Genomic DNA, 16642 nt, shown 5'->3' with positions numbered 1-16642 from the left:
CCATATTCCGCCATCCCCCATCGATACAGGCCGGGATTCGCCGCGGCCAATTCACGCCTGATTTCGCCCGGGCCCGCCTGATTGGGCCGCGCGCCCGCTTGCTCACGCCTGGCCCGCCCGCAGGGCATCGAGGATGCGCAGGATCTCCTCGGGATTGCGTCCCACCTCGAGCCTGTCCACCGAGACATGCTGGATCGTGTTGTCCGGATCGACGATGAAGCTGGCGCGCAGCGCCACGCCGGCATCGTGGTCGCGCACGCCGAGCTGGTCGATCAGTTCGCCCTTCACGTCGCCGAAGGCGTGATGGTTGAGCCGGTCCAGCGCCGGATGTTCGCGGCGCCAGGCCAGCTTGACGAATTCGTTGTCCGAACTGCCGCCCAGCAGCACCGCGTCGCGTTCCTCGAACTGCCGCTGCAACCGCGCGAACGCGGCGATCTCGCTCGCGCAGGCCGGGCTGAAATCGCGCGGATAGAAGTACAGGATCTTCCACTTGCCCGGAAACGAGGCTTCCGTGAGGGTTTCGAAGGCCGACTGGCCGTTTTCATCGTGATGATTGAAGCCCGGCCGCGCGGCCGTGACCGTGAAGGCTTCGAGAATGTCGCCGACGGTTTTCATGCGCCTGCTCCTGCCGTGAGAGGGGCGGGCTGCCGGGGTGGCGCAAGCGTCGTCGCGGTGCCGGGGCGGCAGCGTGAATTACGACTGTAGTTCTATCGAACGACAATTCCAGTAGAAATTGTCTATTGAGAGGCGTGGAGAGTTGGCGGGGACGATGGCCGGGGCCCCGGCCATCGTCGTGAATCGGACGCTCAGGCCGCCACGCGGGCCGCCTTGCCGGTCGGGAAGTCGATCGAGGCTTCCAGCCCCGGCTCCGGCGCGCGATTGCGCAGCTTCAGCGTGCCGCGGTAGCGGCCCACGATGCGCAGCACGATCGCCATCCCGAGCCCGGTGCCGTCGGCCTTGCTGCGCGCGGCGTCGACGCGGTAGAACGGGCGCATCACCAGCGGCAGCTGATCGTCGGGGATGCCCGGGCCCTCGTCGCGCACGATCACCTCGATGCGAGCATGCGAGGCGCGTGTCTCGACGGTGATGCGCGCGATGCCGTCGCCGCGGCTCAGGCCGTACTTGCGCGCGTTCTCCACCAGGTTGCCGATCACGCGGCGCATGTCGGTCTCGTCGGCCTCGATCACGGCGGCCGGCGCCAGCACGGTGCGGATCTGCACGCCTTCCTCGTTGGCCAGGCGCGCGGCCACGTCGTGCGCGACCAGCGAGAGATCGACCGGCTCGAGCGAACGCGGCTGCATCGGCCGCGCGTAGTCGATGAAGGCGGCGATGATGCGGTCCATCTGCTCGATGTCGTCGACCATCGCGTCCTTGGTGGCCTGGTCCGAGGGGCTCATCTCGGTTTCCAGGCGCAGCCGCGCCAGCGGCGTGCGCAGGTCGTGCGAGATGCCGGCCAGCATCAGCGCGCGGTCGGCGTCGAGCTGCTCGAGATCGCGCACCATCTGGTTGAAGCTGCGATTGGTTTCGGCGGCCACGCCCATGCCGCGCTCGGGCAGCGGCTCGGGCATCTGCCCGGCGCCCACCTTGCGCGCGGCCAGCGCGAGCCGCGAGAAGGGCTGGTTCACCAGGCTGGTGATGAAGGCCGAGCCGAGCAGCGACAGCGCCAGCGCGAACAGGCCCCAGCCGGCCCATTGCAGGCCCGTGACGGTGTCGAGCTGGTCGCGGTCGAGCGCCACCCAGTAATCGTCGTCGTCGATCTTGAAGCTGATCCAGACGCCGGGGATGTCGTTGACCGACTGCGCGATCACGGTATCGTCGCCGAGCCGGCTGCGGATATCGTGCTCGATCAGGCGATTGAGCGATTCGTCGGGCTGGAGCTTGAATTTGTCGGTGGTTTCGCGCGGGTAGACGCGCACGCCCTCGTTGCTCTCCAGGTCCTGGAGCAGCGCGCGGCGCAGGTCCGGATCCGAATAGAGCAGGGCGGTGCGCGTGAGCTTGACCACCGCGACGAGCTGCAGGGCCACGCGCTGCGCGCGCGGCTCGCGCTCGATCACGCGGAAGCTCTGGAACCACGCGGCGAGGCTGACCGCGATCAACAGCGCGATCAGCAGGAAGGTGCGCCAGAACAGCCCGCCGAATACGAGCGTCAGGAGGCGCCGGTCAATGCGCATAGGGCGGACTGTCCAAGCAGGCAGGGCGGCGGGTTCCGGCACGCGCGAACGCGCGCCGGGACCACTCAGGCGGCGCCGTCGGGGATGAATACGTAGCCGAGGCCCCAGACGGTCTGGATGAAGCGCGGGCTGCCCGGATCAGGCTCGATCAGCTTGCGCAGGCGCGAGATCTGCACGTCGAGGCTGCGGTCGAACACTTCGTATTCGCGGCCGCGCGCGAGTTCCATCAGCTTCTCGCGCGACAGCGGCTGGCGCGGATGACGCGCGAAGACCTTGAGCACCGAGAATTCGCCGGTGGTCAGCGGAATCTCCTGGCCGGACTTGGTCAGCGTGCGGGTGGCCAGGTTCAGCGAGAACTCGCCGAACTCGAACACCTCGGTGGTTTCCGAGGGCGCGCCCGGCAGTTCGGCCGGCGCCTGGCGGCGCAGCACCGCGTGAATGCGCGCGACCAGCTCGCGCGGATTGAAGGGCTTGGGCAGGTAGTCGTCGGCACCCATCTCGAGGCCGACGATGCGGTCCACGTCCTCGCCCTTGGCCGTGAGCATGATGATCGGCGTGCGATCGTTGCTGCCGCGCAGGCGGCGGCAGATCGACAGGCCATCCTCGCCGGGCAGCATCAGGTCGAGCACCAGCAGGTCGAAACGCTCGCGCACCCAGAGCTTGTTCATTGCCGTCGCATTTTCGGCGACATATACGTTGAAGCCCTGCTCGCCGAGGTAGCGGCGCAGCAGGTCGCGCAAACGGGGATCGTCGTCGACGACGAGGATTTTCGAGGGATTTTTGGTTTCCATGGACGGCATCTTATCTCGATTACGAAGGCGCGCACGGGCGCGGGATTTTGCGAGTAACAGTCAGTTACAAAATTTACCCGGGCTGCGATGCTGAGTAAAGACACTCGTTAGAGACTCCTTTACTTGGCGCGGAAATTCAGTGGATACTCCACCCACTCGATATTTCGTAGTTCGTTTGCCCGATATTCGCCGGGTTTGTTCAAGTACCAGAGGTTAGACGGTTGCCGCGTGACGAAGGGAACAAATCGACCAGAGAAGCGAGAACAGTGATGCGACCCACCCGGATTGCGTGCGCACTGACGATCGTGTTCGCCGGTCTCTTTGCATCGAACTTCGCTTGCGCCCAACGCCCCGAGCGGGGCGGGTCGTCGCACAAGGCCTCGCGTCCCCGCATGCCGCCGCCCCCGCCGCGCGATGCGCAACTCGATCGCTTCGACGAGCCTGGCCGTTCCGCCGTGTCCCCCGATCTCGACCAGCGTCGCCGCGACGGCCACATGACGCCCGAGGAACGCCATCTGCTGCGCCAGCATATCGAGGACGCGGTGCGCGAGCTGTACAAGCGCTGAGCCGTCTTTCGCTGTCTTCCGTTTTTCTCCCCTAGCCTGCTTTCATGTCCCGCCGATGGCGGAATCATCTGCGCGCGCGCGTCAACGTCGCGCGGGCGTGGTCCGTTGTTGAGGTTTGAACACCGCCGGGAACGATACGCGTGTCGCATCTCTCGCCGGTTTCTTTCCAGGCAGCTTTCGGGAGCGGCGCGGCCATGCCTCGATTCGATACCGATGTCCCTCCCGCGCAGCCGCCGGCAGCGCATCGCGCGCATGGCATGCGTGCGCATGCGGGCTCGCATGCCGGCGACGCATGGCCGAGCGCGATGCTCGCGCCGCTCGATGCCGACGACGCGCGTTTCCTGCTCGCGCGCACCGGCTTCACGGCGCCCCCGGCCGAGGTGGCGCGTTACGTCGGCATGACACGCGCGCAGGCCGTCGAGCGCCTGCTGGACGGCACGCATCGCGACAGCGTCACGCCGCTGCCGGCCTGGGTCGACGAGATGCCGCCGCCGCGCGCGATCCGCAACGCCTGGACGCCCGAGCAGCGCCGCGACGACCAGCGCCTGCAAGGCCAGCGCTACGACGCGCTGCGCGCCTGGTGGCTCGGCGAGATGCTGGTCACGCCTTCGCCGCTCACCGAACGCATGACGCTGTTCTGGCATCGGCACTTCACCTCGGGGCAGGACAAGGTGCCGTATGCGCGCACCATGGCGGTCCAGCACCGGCTGCTGCGCGGCGAGGCGCTCGGCAATTTCGGCACCATGCTGCACGCGGTGGCGAAGGATCCGGCGATGCTCCAGTACCTCGACGGCGCGAGCAATCGCAAGGGCCGGCCCAACGAGAACTTCGCGCGCGAGGTGATGGAGCTGTTCACGCTCGGCGAGGGCCATTACACGCAGCGCGACGTGACCGAGGCGGCGCGCGCGCTGACCGGCTGGGGGCTCGATCCCGATACCATCGAAACGGTTTGGCATCCGAATCTTCACGACGATGGCGTGAAGACCGTGCTCGGCGTGACCGGCCCGCTCGATACCGATCGCGTGCTCGACGTGCTGCTCGCGCAGCCGGAAACGGCAGGCTTCGTCGCGGCGAAGCTGTGGCGTGAGTTCGTCTCCGATACGCCCGATACGCCCGATGTGGCCGAGCTCGACGGCATCGCCGCGCGCTTTCGCGACAGCGGCTATGAGATTCGCGCGCTGCTGGTCGCGCTGTTCTCGTGCGAGGCGTTCTGGAGCGATCGCGTGCGCGGCCTGCATGTGAAGTCGCCGGTCGAGTTCGTGGTGGGCAACCTGCGCCTGTTCGAGATCGATTACGGCGATGCCGCGCAGTTCGTGCCGGTGGTGCGCGGGCTCGGCGAGAACCTGTTCGCGCCGCCCAACGTTAAGGGCTGGCCGGGCGGCACGCTGTGGATCAACAGCGCGACCCTGCTGGCGCGCAAGCAATTCATCGAGCGCATGTTCCGTTCCACCACGGCGAGCATGAAGCCGACCGCGCGAGTTGCCGGGATGGCGGCGAAGCCGGCGACGCTGCGCTTGGACCTCGATGGCTGGCTCGCGCGCTTCGGCACGGCGCCGCAGGCCAGGCCCACGCTGTCGGCCGAGCTGCAGCTCCAGCACGCGGTGCTGCCGCTCTCGCCGGTGGCGGCGATCGATGCCGATGCGAACGGCGCGGCCTATCTGCGCGCGCTGTTGATGGACCCGGTCTACCAGTTGACCTGAAGCGCGCGAGCGGCGCGGCGAGGAGGACGGCATCATGAAGCGACGCGATTTCCTGGGCCTGACGAGCGCGGCCGGCATGGCCGGCGCCGCGGGCCTGCCGCTGTGGACGCCATCCACGGCCTTCGCGGGCGAGCCCCTGGCGAACCCCGGCGCCGCGCACTACGAGCGCTTGCTGATCCTGGTCGAGCTGAAGGGCGGCAACGACGGCCTGAACACGGTGGTGCCCTACGACGATCCGCTCTACCGCGAGATGCGTCCCACCCTCGGCCTGCGTCGCGAAGCTGTGCTGCCGCTCGACCAGCACGCGGCCCTGCATCCCGCGCTGGCGCCGCTGCTGCCGATCTGGCAGGCGCACGAGCTGGCGGTGGTGGAGGGCGTCGCCTATCCGCAGCCGAACCTCTCGCATTTCCGCTCGATCGAGATCTGGGATACCGCCTCGCGTTCCGACGAGATCCTCGGCGAGGGCTGGCTCACGCGCGCCTTCGCGCATGCGCCGGTGCCGCCCGGTTTCGCGGCCGACGGCGTGGTGTTCGGCAGCGCCGAGATGGGGCCGCTCGCGAACGGCGCGCGTGCGATCGTGCTGGTCAACCCGGCGCAGTTCATCGGCGCCGCGAAGCTCGCGCATTCGGTCTCGCTGCGCGAGCGCAATCCCGCGCTCGCGCATTTGATCGACGTCGAGAACGACATCGTCAACGCGGCGGCGCGGCTGCGTCCGCGCGAGGGTGCCTTCGGCTTTGCCACCGCGTTTCCCGCCGGGCCGTTCGGCACCTCGGTGAAGACCGCCATGCAGGTGCTGTCGAGCTGCGAGTCGCCGCAGCGGCGCCCGCTCGCGGGGCAGGGCGTGGCGGTGCTGCGGCTCACGCTGAACGGTTTCGACACGCACCAGAACCAGGCCGGGCAGCAGGCCGCGCTGCTCAAGCAACTGGCCGAGGGCCTGGTGGCGATGCGCTCGGCCCTGATCGAGCTGGGCCGCTGGAACGACAGCCTGGTGATGACGTATGCCGAGTTCGGCCGGCGCGTGCGCGAGAACCAGAGCGGCGGCACCGATCACGGCACTGCCGCGCCGCACTTCGTGATGGGCGGACGCGTGCGCGGCGGCCTGTATGGCGAGCGGCCCGCGCTGGCGCGGCTCGACGGCAACGGCAACCTGCCGGTGGCGGTCGATTTCCGGCAGCTTTACGCCACCGTGCTCGGGCCCTGGTGGGGGATGGATGCGGCGGCGGTGCTGCGCGGGCGTTTCGCGCCGCTGCCCTTGCTGCGCGCCTGAGGTGTGAATGCCGGCGCGAGCCGTTGCCCGCGCAAGCGCCGGGCCTGGGCTAGCGTCGTCGCGCGGCGCGCCAGGCCACCCACAGCTTGCGGATCGGCGTCAGCGAAATGCGCTGGTGCAGCACCTGGTAGTCCTCGCCCTCGATCTCGTCGAGCGTGGCCAGCGAGAGCGCGGCCAGTGCCCGCAGGCTGCGCTGCGCGCGCCGCTCGGCGGCGGGAATGGCCTCGAGCGCGGCATGCAGCGTCTCGCGCGCGCGCGTGGCCTGGAAGCGCATCAGTTCGCTGAAGGCGGGGCTGTAGCGGCGGTGCATCAGGTCAGCGGCCGTCACCTCGTAGCGCTGCAATTCGTCGATCGGCAGGTAGACGCGCCCATGGCGCGCATCGTCGCCGACTTCCTCGACGATCTGCGCGAGCTGCAGGCCCTCGCCGAGCGAGGCGGCCCAGGCGGGCGCGGTATCGGCGATGGTGGGGCCGGCCGCGGCGCGCGCCACCAGGCCCGCGAAACCGCCGCCCACGCGCTCCACGTAGCGGCGCAGGTTGGGCCAGTCCAGGTAGCGCGCCTGTTCGAGATCCATCGCGAAACCGTCGGCCAGCGCCTGCAGCGCGGCATGGTCGCGCGCGATGGCGCCGGCATGCCGGGCCAGTGCCTGCGAGACCGGATGCGAAGGCTGGCCCTCGGCCAGCGCGGCGAGCTCCTTGCGCCACCAGGCCAGCTTGGTCTGGCCGATGGTCGGCTCGCTGGTCTCGCGCGTGGTTTCCTCGAGTTCGCGGCGCAGCGCGAACAGCGCGCTCAGCGCGCCCTGGCTGGCGAGCGGCGCCTGGCGCAGCGCGTAATAGACGCTGGAGCCGGGGGGCGCGGCCTTCTGCTGGCAATAGTCGTCGAAATTCACGGGCGGGATGGCGGCGAGTGGGTTCGCAGTGGTGGGGGCGGGCGGCGTTACCGCGTGGCGGGCGCCGCGTCTCGGAACAAATGCGCAGGCAAATGCGCGGCGATTCTAGCACCGCCTCGCGATCGATGCGGCGGCTAGAGACAAGCGCGGGGAGATCGGTTAGAATCTCGCGCTCGCGCTTTCCGGCGGCCGTCCGACTCCAGGGATGGCGTGCTCGCGGAACGCGCCGGCCGCCTCGCGGCGGCGGCGTTCGCGAACATCGATGTGCGTGAGTGGCGAAATTGGTAGACGCACCAGGTTTAGGTCCTGACGCCCGCAAGGGTGTGCCGGTTCGAGTCCGGCCTCACGCACCACCCCCGTTTGCATTCCTCGGCATCCTCGTTCTGATTCCCCCGTTTTCCGCCCGATACCGCGCAGCCCGAATCCGCCGCGCGGCGCGCGTGTTCACGTCTTGCGCGAGCTGGTCAGCACCGTCTGCACGATCACCGCGATCAGCAGGAACACGCCGCTGGCGAGGTTCTGGTAGTAGGGGCTCAGGGTGCCGACCTGGTTGATCACGTTCTGGATCACGCCGAGCAGCAGCACGCCGGCCAGCGGCCCCGCCATGGTGCCGACGCCGCCGGTGAGCAGCACGCCGCCGATCACGGCCGCCGCGATCGACTGCAGCTCGTAGCCGCTGCCCGCGCCCGACAGGCCCGAGTCCAGGTGCGAGGCCAGCAGCGCGCCGGCCAGGCCCGCCAGTGCCCCGCTCAGCCCGTAGGTGAGGATCTTCACGCGCTCGACGCGCACGCCGAGCATGCGTGCCGCTTCCTCGTTGCCGCCGATCGCGAACAGGGCCGAGCCGTAGGGCGTGGCGTTCAGCACCACGGCGCCGATCAGGTAGGCCAGCACCAGCAGCCAGATCAGCGAGCTGACGCCGAGGATCGAGCCGTTGGCGATCTGCGTGAAGAAGCCGGGGTTCTCGATCAGCAGGTCCTGGCTGGCCAGTACCAGGGCGAGGCCCTTGAGGCCGAGCAGGGCGGCCAGCGTGACGATGAAGGGCGCCATGCGCGCCCGCGCGATCAGCACGCCGTTGACCAGCCCGACCACCAGCCCCGCGACGATCGGCGCGAGCATCGCCGCGCCCCAGCCATAGGGCGCCGCGTAGGCGGCGATCACGGTGCCGAGCCCGACCATCGAGCCGACCGACAGGTCGAAGCCGCCCATGATGATCACCAGGCTCTGGCCGATCGCGATCAGGCCGAGGAAAGAACCTGCGGAGACGATGTCCGCCAGGTTGGCGGGACGCAGGAAATCGGGAAAGACCGCCCCGGCCACCGCGCAGACCAGCACCAGGATGCCGATCGCGCCGCGCGACTGGATCAGCCCGAGCAGGCGTGCGCGGCGTGCCTTGCCGGCGCGCAGCGGCGCGGCGGATGGCGGCGGGGAGCCGGGAGCGGGCGTGTCGACGCGCGCGGGCGGCGCGCCGTTGCGATCGAGGTCGGTGCGCGCGTTCATTCAGCCTCCCTGGCGCTGCAGGTAGAGCGCGACGACGATGAACACGGCCTTGAGGATCTGCGCATAGGTGAAGCTGACGTTGTTCATGATGAAGCTGGCATCGAGCACCTGCAGCAGCAGCACGCCGAACACGGTGCCGACGATCGAGATGCGGCCGCCCGAGAGCGGCGTGCCGCCGATCACCGAGGCGGCGATCGCGTCGAGTTCGAAGTTCACGCCGACGTAGTTCGGGTCGGACGCGCCGAGCCGGGCCGAGGCGAACACGCCGGCCAGGCCCGCCAGCGTGCCGCTGGCGGCATAGACCAGGAACAGCGTGCGGCGCACCGGGATCCCGGCGAGATAGGCCGCCGCGCGGCTCGCGCCGATCAGCACGGTGTAGCGGCCGAAGGTGGTGCGCTGGACCACCAGCATCACCAGCACGGCCAGCGCGAGCGCGATCAGCATCACCACCGGCAGCGGGCCGAGCGAGCCGGTGCCGAGCAGGTCGAAGGCATCGGCGCCCGGCAGGCTCACGCGCGAGCCGCCCACCAGGGCCTGCGCGAGCCCGCGCGCGGCGACCAGCAGCGCCAGCCCCGAGATCAGCGGGTCGATGCGCAGGATCGAGACCAGCGCGCCGTTGAAGAGGCCCACCAGCAGGCCCGCCGCGATGCCGGCCGCGATCGCCGTGCCGGTGCCGGCATCGAGGCAGACCGCCAGGGTCGCGCTGGCCAGCGCCATCACCGAGCCGACCGACAGGTCGATGCCGCGCGTGGCGATCGCGAGGTTCTGGCCGAGCGCGATCAGCACCACCGGCGCGGCCTCGAACAGCAGGCTGCGCGCGGCGAGCGGATTGGAGAAGCCGGGCGTGATGGCCAGGTTGATCAGCACCAGCAGCGCGAGCGCCACGTAGACGCTGTGGTCGCGCGCCCAGATCAGCGCGGCATGGCCGGCCGCGTTGCCGGCCGGACGTTGCACGGGAGAGTTCGACAGGCTCAAGCGATCCTCGCGAGTGGGTTGGAGCAGCCCGGCGCGGAGCCGGACACGGCGATCGAATTGACGATGGAAGCGGCGATCGAAGTGACGATATAAGCGGCGATGCGCATGGCGGTCCGCCGGCCGGCGCGGCGAGCGCGCATCACGGCCGGTTCATCCTCGGCGAGGCGCATCGTCGGGCGCGAGCTCGGCGGCATCGACGTCGCGCGGCTCGTCCTGGGCGCTGCGCGCGAGGATCGCCAGCACGTCGTCGGAGCTGGCGCCGCGCGTCTCCAGCGAGCCGGTGGTCACGCCCTCGTTGAGCACCACCAGGCGATCGGTCAGCTCCAGCAGTTCCTCCATCTCGGAGGAGGTCACCACCACCGCGAGCCCGTCGTCGGCCAGGCCCCGCACCACGCGATGCACCTCCTCCTTGGCGCCGACGTCGATGCCGCGCGTCGGGTCGTCGAGCAGCAGCACGCTGGGATGGGTGGACAGGCAGCGCGCGATCAGCACCTTCTGCTGGTTGCCGCCGGACAGCGTGGAGATTGGCGCGCCGGGCCCGGCGGTCTTGATGCCGAGCGCCTCGATGTAGCGGGCCACCAGTTCGTCCTGGCGGCGCGTCGAGATGAAGCCGAAGCGCGAGATGCGCGGCAGCACCGAGGCCACCAGGTTGTCGCGCACCGACAGGCGCGGAAAGATGCCTTCGGAGCGGCGGTCTTCGGACAGGAAGGCCAGGCCGCGCTCGATCGAGCGGGCCGGCACGGCATGACGCAGCGGCTGGCCGTCGCCGACGCGCACCTCGCCGCCCTCGGCCTTCTGCGCGCCGAACACGGCCTTGAAGGTCTCGGTGCGGCCCGAGCCGAGCAGCCCGGCGAGCCCGACGATTTCCTTCGGCGCGATGCGCAGCGAGACGTCGCGCACCCGCGTGCGCCAGCGCAGCCGCTCGACCTGCAGGGCGGGCGCGGCCTGCGTGGCGCAGGCGGCTGCGGGCCGCTCGACGCGGCCGCCATGGCCCTTGCCCTCGCGGCCCAGCATCGCGGCGATCAGGGCCGCGCGCGGCAGCTCGGCAGGCGTGCCGGTCTTCACGATCGCGCCGTCGCGCATCACCGTGAAGCGGTCGCAGAGCCGGTAGCATTCGGACAGCCGGTGGCTGACGAACAGCAGGGCGATGCCGTCGGCGCGCAGCCGCTCGACCACCCCGAACAGCACCTCGACCTCGGCCCCCGACAGCGCCGAGGTGGGTTCGTCGAGGATCAGCACGCGCGCGCCGAGCGAGACGCCACGCGCGATCGACACCATCTGCTGCTCGCCGAGCCCGAGCGCGCTGAGCTTGGCGGCCGGGTCCACGCTCAGGCCGTAGCGCTGCACGATCTCGCCGGCCAGCGCGTTCATGCGGCGCCGATCGATCAGCAGGCCGAAGCGTCGCGGCTCGTGGCCGATGAAGATGTTCTCGGCCACGCTGCGCTCGGGGATCAGGTTGATTTCCTGGTAGACCGCGCTCACGCCCCGGCGCTGCGCGTCGCGCGGCGAGGCGAAGGCGACCGGCTCGCCGTCGAGGTGGACCGCGCCCTCGTCGAGCGGATGAAAGCCGGTCAGCACCTTGATCAGCGTCGATTTGCCGGCGCCGTTCTCGCCGATCAGGCCATGCACCTCGCCGGCGCGCAACGTCAGCGAGACATCGCGCAGCGCGCGCACCACGCCGAAGGTCTTGGACGCGTGACGCGTCTCGAGCACGATCCGGCCCGCCTCGCGGGCGGGCCCGGCGGCCGGGCTTGGTGAGGCCGCTGCTGTCTTGGCCGGGTCGTTCATCGCGGGGCCTCCGGGGCGTGATGGCGGGAGCGGGCGGGGCGTCAGTACACGGCGCCGACGTCGAGCGACTGCTTGGCGTTGCTCTTGTCGTAGAGCGCGTCCTTCATGATCTGCTTCTGCGGCACGGGCTTGCCGGCGAACCAGTCGGACAGCGACTGGATGGCGAGCGGCCCGAAGCGCGGATTGGTCTCGACATCGGCCGCCACGGTGCCGGCCGTGATGTCGCGCACCACGTCCTTGGTGCCGTCGATCGAGACGATCGTCACGCCCTTGAGCTTGCCGGCCTGGCGCAGCGCGGTGATCGCGCCCAGCGTCATCACGTCGGCATGCGTGTAGACGGCGTTGACGTCGGGATGCGAGAGCAGGATCTGCTCCATCACCTTCTGCGCCTCGGTGGTCGACCAGTTGGCGGTCTGCGCGGCGGCGATCTTCATGTTCGGGTACTTCTTGAGCCCTTCGGCGAAGCCGTCGGTGCGCTGGCTTTCCACCGTGTTGCCGTAGCCGCCCTGGATCTCGGCGATCACCGCCTTGCCGCCGGTGGCGTCGGCCAGCGCCTGCGCGGCGCGGCGGCCCTGCTCGAAGAAGTCGGAGCCGAGGAAGGTGATGAAGTCCTCGCAGAAGGTGCCGGCGGTCTGGCGGTCGATGGTGACCACCGGGATACCCTTGGCCTTGGCCTGCGCGAAGGCCGGCTGCAGGCCCGTGGAGTTGTTAGGCGCCACGATCAGCGCCTGCGCGCCCTGGTTGATCATGCTCTGGATGTCCGACACCTGCTTGGCCGGGTTGTTGTTCGCGTTGGTGTAGAGCAGGCGCTTGACGCCGGCGGCCTTGGCGGCGGCGCGCACCGAGGCGGTCTCGGTGGCGCGGAACGGATTCTGTTCGTTTTCCGACTGCGAGAAGCCCACCACCAGGTCGCCCAGCTTGAGGCTGCCCGGTTTCGGGTTGGTGCAGGTCTCGTTCGAGCTGTTGCCGACCTTCTGCGCGGCGGTGTCCTGCGCGAGCGCGGCGGCCGACCACGCGCCGGCCAGGCACAGCGCCAGGGTGACGAGATTGCGATGCAGCGAAGCAGTTGACATGCTTGTCTCCGTTTCTTGTTGACCCAACACGTTTCACGACGAGGTGTGGTTGGCGCCTCCGGCGCCGGCGATCGAATTAATATTAACAGTCATGAATTAAAAATATTACCTCGGGTATCCCCGAGGTCGGCGGCCGGTTCCGCTCCGGATTCCGTCCCGGTTTCGGCGCCCGCCGGCGCGCCCACCGAGCCGCGCTCGATCAGCGGCCCGTCGAGCTTGACGGTGCGCTGCCGGAACGGTGCGCCGGCATCGCGGTTTTCGTGCTCCTGCAGCAGCGTCTCCACCGCCCAGCGGCCCAGCTCGTAGTTCGGCAGCACCACGGTGGTGAGCGGCGGGTGCGTGTGGCGGGCGATTTCCTGGTCGTCGTAGCCCATCACCGAGACGTCCTCCGGCACGCGCAGGCCGAGCTGCTTGAGCGCCTCGATCGCGCCGATCGCGGTCAGGTCGTTGGCGCAGAAGATCGCGGTGGGCGGATGCGGCTCCTTCATCAGCGACAGCGTGTGCTCGAAGCCCTTGCCCGAGCTCCAGTCGCCGTCGCGCACCAGGTTCGGGTCGAAGCGCAGGTCGGCGGTGGCCAGCGCCTGGCGGTAGCCCTTGAGCCGGTCCTTGGCCGCGTCCTGCCAGGTTTCGCCGTTGATGAAGGCGATCCGGCGATGGCCCGCGGCGGTCAGGTACTCGGTGGCGGTATGGCCGCCGGCCACCTCGGCCGGCACCACCGAGGACAGCGGCCGCTCGCTGCTGTAGCAGTTCAGCAGCACGGTGGGCACCTTGAGCAGGGCGGCGGGCACCGTCACCTTGCGGGTATAGACCGTCGCGTAGATCACCCCCAGCACGTTCGGGCTCGACAGCGCCTGCTGCAGCACCCGCTGCTCGATCTCGGCATTGCCGTGGGTGGAGTACACCGCCAGCAGGCAGCCGTTGTTCCAGGCCGCGTCGCGCGCGCCGTCGATGCTGACCACCGGGTGCGGGCTGGTCGAGATCTCGTCGGCGACGTAGACGATCTGGTGGCGTTCGCCGGGCGCGGCCGGCGCGCTGGCGCGGGTCGGCAACTGGTAGCCGAGTTCCTCGGCGGTCTTGAGCACCTTCTGGCGCGTGTCGTCGGAGAACTTGGCGCCGACCGCGCCGTTCAGCACGAGCGACACCGTGGATTGCGATACGCCGGTGATCTTGGCGATATCGGTCATGGTCGGACGGCGCTGGGTCGATTTTTTCATTCGGGAGCTAAGGCGGGATACGGGGGCGCATCGGCTGCGCCGTTCATTGACGAATTATTAGTAATAAATTGACGGAAATGCAATGCCTATGCGACGCTGCTGCGGTGCGGGCAGGCCCGGGCGTCCAGCTCGATCAGGATGCCAGCTCGACCGCCAACCTGCCGTCATGGGAGTCATCGTCTTGAATAGCCGGCCCGAAGCCTCGTCGTTTCCCTCCTCCTCGTGTTCCCTGATCGCGCCCGCGGCCTCGCGAGCGTCCTCCCGGCCCGCCCGCGAGCGGCCCGAGGATCCCGGGCTGCTGGTGCTGAGCGAGGGCGCGCGGCGCGTGCTGGTGGCGCCGGCGCTGGGCGGCTCGCTGGCCGGGTTCCACGACGAGACGCCGGCCGGGCCGGTGCACTGGCTGCGCCCGACCGGGCAGGCCGCGCTCGACAGCGGCGATCCCCTGCTGCTGGCCAGTTTCCCGCTGATGCCGTATTGCAACCGGATTCGCGACGGGCGGTTCCGTTTCGAGGGACGGGAGTGGCAGTTGCCGATGGGCGACGGCGCGTTGCGCCATGCGCTGCACGGCCATGCCTGGCAGCGGCCCTGGCAGGTGATCGAGCAGGACGACGCGAGCGTCGAGCTGGCCTTCGAGTACGAGCCGGAAGCCGGCGCGGGTACCGCGCAGCATCCCGGCTGGCCGTTTCGTTATGCCGCCACGCAGCGCATCGAGCTCGGCCCGCTGGGCCTGAAGCTGACGCTCGCGGCGCGCAATCTCGACAGCCGGCCGATGCCGTTCGGCTTCGGCCATCATCCCTACTATCCGCGCGGCGCGAGCACGCGGATCCGCACCGAGGTGGCGGCGATGTGGCATAGCGACGGCGAATTGCTGCCGGTCTCGCTCGGCGCCGATCCGGCGGTCGATGCGCTCGCGCGCGGCGTGGCCGTCGAGGCGGTGCCGCGCGACAACAACTTCGTCGGCTGGCGCCGCGAGACCGTGATCGACTGGCCGGAGGAGCGGCGCCGGCTGACCATGCGCGCCGATGCGCCGCTTGACTGCTTCGTGCTCTATTCGCCGCGCGGCGAGGCCTTCTTCTGCGCCGAGCCGGTCAGCAACACCACCGACTGGCTCAATCTCGACCTGCCGGAAGGCGCGCGCGGCGGCTGCGTGCTGGCGCCGGGCGAAACCATCGAGGCGAGCATCGTCTGGTTGCCGGAACGGGATGTCTGAGCGGGGAGGGGAGGCAAAAAGATGCGCGGTGCACCGCCTTTCGGCAATGCACCGCGCCATGCGCAATCAGAAAATGTGCGCGATCAGGTAGATCACGATCAGGAGCCCGATCGGCACGCCCAGCAACCAGGCGATCAGGTATTTACCCATCTCGGTCCTCCTTGTGCGGCGCGGCTTCACCGCTTCGGTGCGCCGCGCCCGTCAGTCGTTTACAGCGTACGGTCGAAGTCGTTCAACTGCTTGTCCACTTCGTCGCGCGCGATGCCGTAGCGTTCCTGGATCCGGCCCGCCAGGTATTCACGGTTGCCGTCCAGCACCTTCAGGTCGTCGTCGGTGAGCTTGCCCCACTTGGCCTTGAGCTTGCCCGCGAGCTGCTTCCACTGACCCTTGATCTTGTCTTCGTTCATGATGCGTTCCTCCCTTGAGGGTTGCCGGATGTCGGCGCCGCGAGGGCGGCGCCGTCGGTCACGCCTGCTGGTTCAGCCCTGCATTAACCCTGCGACTTCAGGCCCGAGTCGTCCACCTGCTTGACGCCCTTGACGGCCTTGGTGACGGCCACCGCCTTCTTCACGGCGACCTTCGAGGGCAGCACGCCGGTCAGCGTCACCACGCCGTCGACGGTCTTCACGTCGACTTCCGTGCTCTTCACGCCCTTGGTGGTGGCCAGCTGGGTCTTCACCTTGGTGGTGATCCAGGTATCGCTGACCGGCTGGTCCGACTTCATCGCGCTGTTGCTGTCGGCCGCGGAAGCCTGCGCATAGGCGGCCGGCATGCCGGCGGTACCCAGCAGCAGGGCGGCGCTGACGGTGAGGATCGAAGCCAGGGTGGTCTTGTTGGTGTTGTTCATGATGTCGTTCTCCGTTGAGTGGATGATGTCGTCGATGACAATAAGGATCGATTCGAGGGCCGATTCCGCGTCAACCGCGCGGCGGGTCGGGAATCGGCGTCACGGGCGGCAACCCCGGCGGCGGCACAGGCACGTCCGGTTGCGGCTTGCCGGGCAGGTCGCGGCCGGGCAAGGGATCGCCCGGTGGCGGCTGCGGCTCGATCGGCTGCGGATCGGGCGTGGTATGGAGTTTCATTGCCTGTCTCCTTCACGGAAGTCGGAGTCAGTCCAGAATACGAAGATCCGCGTGCCGCCAACAGGGCCAAATGCACGGGGCTTTCTAGTGCGTTTGCCCTGAGCGGCGCCGTCACGTTTTGTTACCGGTCGGCGGCGCGCGGGACCCGCTGGGTCGGTCGCAGCCGCGCCGCGTCGGGCCGCGCCGCCGGTAAGCATTTGTGTCGGCAAGGTTGCGGACGCAACTTTTTGGCGAGGTGCGGGGACCGGGCGCCTGGCTCATCATCGAGACTTTCTCTCTATCGAGGAGTGCCGCGCATGAAGAATTCACCGCAGAAGGTCACCGTGGTCGGCCTGGGCGCGATCGGCGGGCTGCTGGCCGCGGCGCTGGCGCGCGCGGGCTGGTCGGTCGCGGCGCTGGCACGCGGCCATACGCTGGCC

Annotated in this window: 18 protein-coding genes and 1 tRNA gene; 6 read left to right on the top strand and 13 right to left on the bottom strand. The window is 69.3% G+C overall.

Features of this window, described 5'->3' with window-relative positions; all coding sequences use genetic code 11:
* Positions 1-102: 102 nt before the first annotated feature.
* From F3J18_RS02170 to ompR, 3 genes are all read right to left on the bottom strand, one after another.
* Positions 103-615, bottom strand: a complete 513-nt coding sequence (locus tag F3J18_RS02170) for a redoxin domain-containing protein (RefSeq protein ID WP_025096725.1) — start codon at positions 613-615, stop codon at positions 103-105.
* 191 nt (positions 616-806) lie between these two features.
* Complete coding sequence (locus tag F3J18_RS02165; RefSeq protein WP_013698366.1) at positions 807-2171, bottom strand: ATP-binding protein; 1365 nt, start codon at positions 2169-2171, stop codon at positions 807-809.
* A gap of 65 nt (positions 2172-2236) precedes the next feature.
* Entirely contained in the window at positions 2237-2962 is a 726-nt protein-coding gene (ompR, locus tag F3J18_RS02160) for a two-component system response regulator OmpR (RefSeq protein WP_004199523.1), read from the bottom strand.
* A gap of 269 nt (positions 2963-3231) precedes the next feature.
* Here ompR and F3J18_RS02155 point away from each other — a divergent pair, with 269 nt between their 5' ends.
* The 3 genes from F3J18_RS02155 to F3J18_RS02145 all read left to right on the top strand — a co-directional run bounded on the left by F3J18_RS02155 (position 3232) and on the right by F3J18_RS02145 (position 6495).
* Positions 3232-3528, top strand: a complete 297-nt coding sequence (locus tag F3J18_RS02155; protein WP_013698364.1) for a hypothetical protein — start codon at positions 3232-3234, stop codon at positions 3526-3528.
* Between the two features lie 257 nt (positions 3529-3785).
* Positions 3786-5228, top strand: a complete 1443-nt coding sequence (locus tag F3J18_RS02150; RefSeq protein ID WP_166911218.1) for a DUF1800 domain-containing protein — start codon at positions 3786-3788, stop codon at positions 5226-5228.
* Between the two features lie 34 nt (positions 5229-5262).
* Positions 5263-6495: a DUF1501 domain-containing protein gene (locus F3J18_RS02145; protein WP_166911108.1), complete on the top strand. Its 1233-nt coding sequence runs from the start codon at positions 5263-5265 to the stop codon at positions 6493-6495.
* Positions 6496-6544: 49 nt separating this feature from the next.
* Here the strand turns inward: F3J18_RS02145 and hpnD are convergent, their stop codons facing one another.
* Positions 6545-7393 carry a presqualene diphosphate synthase HpnD gene (gene hpnD, locus F3J18_RS02140; RefSeq protein ID WP_345891735.1) on the bottom strand — a complete coding sequence of 283 codons (849 nt, stop codon included), beginning with the start codon at positions 7391-7393 and terminating at the stop codon, positions 6545-6547.
* Between the two features lie 257 nt (positions 7394-7650).
* Here hpnD and F3J18_RS02135 point away from each other — a divergent pair.
* Positions 7651-7737, top strand: a tRNA-Leu gene (locus tag F3J18_RS02135).
* A 91-nt stretch (positions 7738-7828) separates the two neighbouring features.
* On the opposite strand, the gene F3J18_RS02130 is transcribed toward F3J18_RS02135, so the two are convergent.
* The 6 genes from F3J18_RS02130 to F3J18_RS02105 all read right to left on the bottom strand — a co-directional run bounded on the left by F3J18_RS02130 (position 7829) and on the right by F3J18_RS02105 (position 13931).
* Positions 7829-8881 carry an ABC transporter permease gene (locus F3J18_RS02130; RefSeq protein ID WP_240156346.1) on the bottom strand — a complete coding sequence of 351 codons (1053 nt, stop codon included), beginning with the start codon at positions 8879-8881 and terminating at the stop codon, positions 7829-7831.
* Positions 8882-9835: an ABC transporter permease gene (locus F3J18_RS02125; protein ID WP_042283141.1), complete on the bottom strand. Its 954-nt coding sequence runs from the start codon at positions 9833-9835 to the stop codon at positions 8882-8884. It lies immediately after the preceding gene.
* Positions 9836-9852: 17 nt separating this feature from the next.
* Positions 9853-10026 (bottom strand): hypothetical protein, encoded by a 174-nt coding sequence (locus F3J18_RS02120; RefSeq protein ID WP_161783255.1) that lies wholly within the window; start codon positions 10024-10026, stop codon positions 9853-9855.
* Positions 10007-11644, bottom strand: a complete 1638-nt coding sequence (locus tag F3J18_RS02115) for a sugar ABC transporter ATP-binding protein (RefSeq protein ID WP_105851272.1) — start codon at positions 11642-11644, stop codon at positions 10007-10009. Before F3J18_RS02115 ends, F3J18_RS02120 begins: the two co-directional genes overlap by 20 nt.
* A 41-nt stretch (positions 11645-11685) precedes the next feature.
* Positions 11686-12717 carry an ABC transporter substrate-binding protein gene (locus F3J18_RS02110; protein WP_166911103.1) on the bottom strand — a complete coding sequence of 344 codons (1032 nt, stop codon included), beginning with the start codon at positions 12715-12717 and terminating at the stop codon, positions 11686-11688.
* Between the two features lie 89 nt (positions 12718-12806).
* Positions 12807-13931 (bottom strand): LacI family DNA-binding transcriptional regulator, encoded by a 1125-nt coding sequence (locus F3J18_RS02105; protein ID WP_166911101.1) that lies wholly within the window; start codon positions 13929-13931, stop codon positions 12807-12809.
* 181 nt (positions 13932-14112) lie between these two features.
* Here F3J18_RS02105 and F3J18_RS02100 point away from each other — a divergent pair, with 181 nt between their 5' ends.
* Positions 14113-15141: an aldose 1-epimerase gene (locus tag F3J18_RS02100; protein WP_345891779.1), complete on the top strand. Its 1029-nt coding sequence runs from the start codon at positions 14113-14115 to the stop codon at positions 15139-15141.
* A 209-nt stretch (positions 15142-15350) separates the two neighbouring features.
* Here the strand turns inward: F3J18_RS02100 and F3J18_RS02095 are convergent, their stop codons facing one another.
* The 3 genes from F3J18_RS02095 to F3J18_RS02085 form a co-directional block, all read right to left on the bottom strand.
* Positions 15351-15548, bottom strand: coding sequence for a CsbD family protein (locus tag F3J18_RS02095; RefSeq protein WP_013698354.1), 198 nt, complete (start codon positions 15546-15548; stop codon positions 15351-15353).
* Between the two features lie 83 nt (positions 15549-15631).
* Positions 15632-15988 carry a BON domain-containing protein gene (locus F3J18_RS02090; RefSeq protein ID WP_025096734.1) on the bottom strand — a complete coding sequence of 119 codons (357 nt, stop codon included), beginning with the start codon at positions 15986-15988 and terminating at the stop codon, positions 15632-15634.
* A 70-nt stretch (positions 15989-16058) separates the two neighbouring features.
* Complete coding sequence (locus F3J18_RS02085; RefSeq protein ID WP_164465580.1) at positions 16059-16223, bottom strand: hypothetical protein; 165 nt, start codon at positions 16221-16223, stop codon at positions 16059-16061.
* A gap of 296 nt (positions 16224-16519) precedes the next feature.
* On the opposite strand from F3J18_RS02085, the gene F3J18_RS38035 reads away from it, so the two are divergent.
* Positions 16520-16642: 2-dehydropantoate 2-reductase N-terminal domain-containing protein (locus F3J18_RS38035; protein ID WP_275691827.1), on the top strand; the 123-nt coding region annotated here is incomplete at its 3' end.

The organism is Burkholderia sp. Ax-1720, from assembly GCF_011753035.1.
Lineage (GTDB): Bacteria > Pseudomonadota > Gammaproteobacteria > Burkholderiales > Burkholderiaceae > Burkholderia > Burkholderia gladioli.
This window is presented reverse-complemented; position numbering and strand designations above follow the sequence as displayed.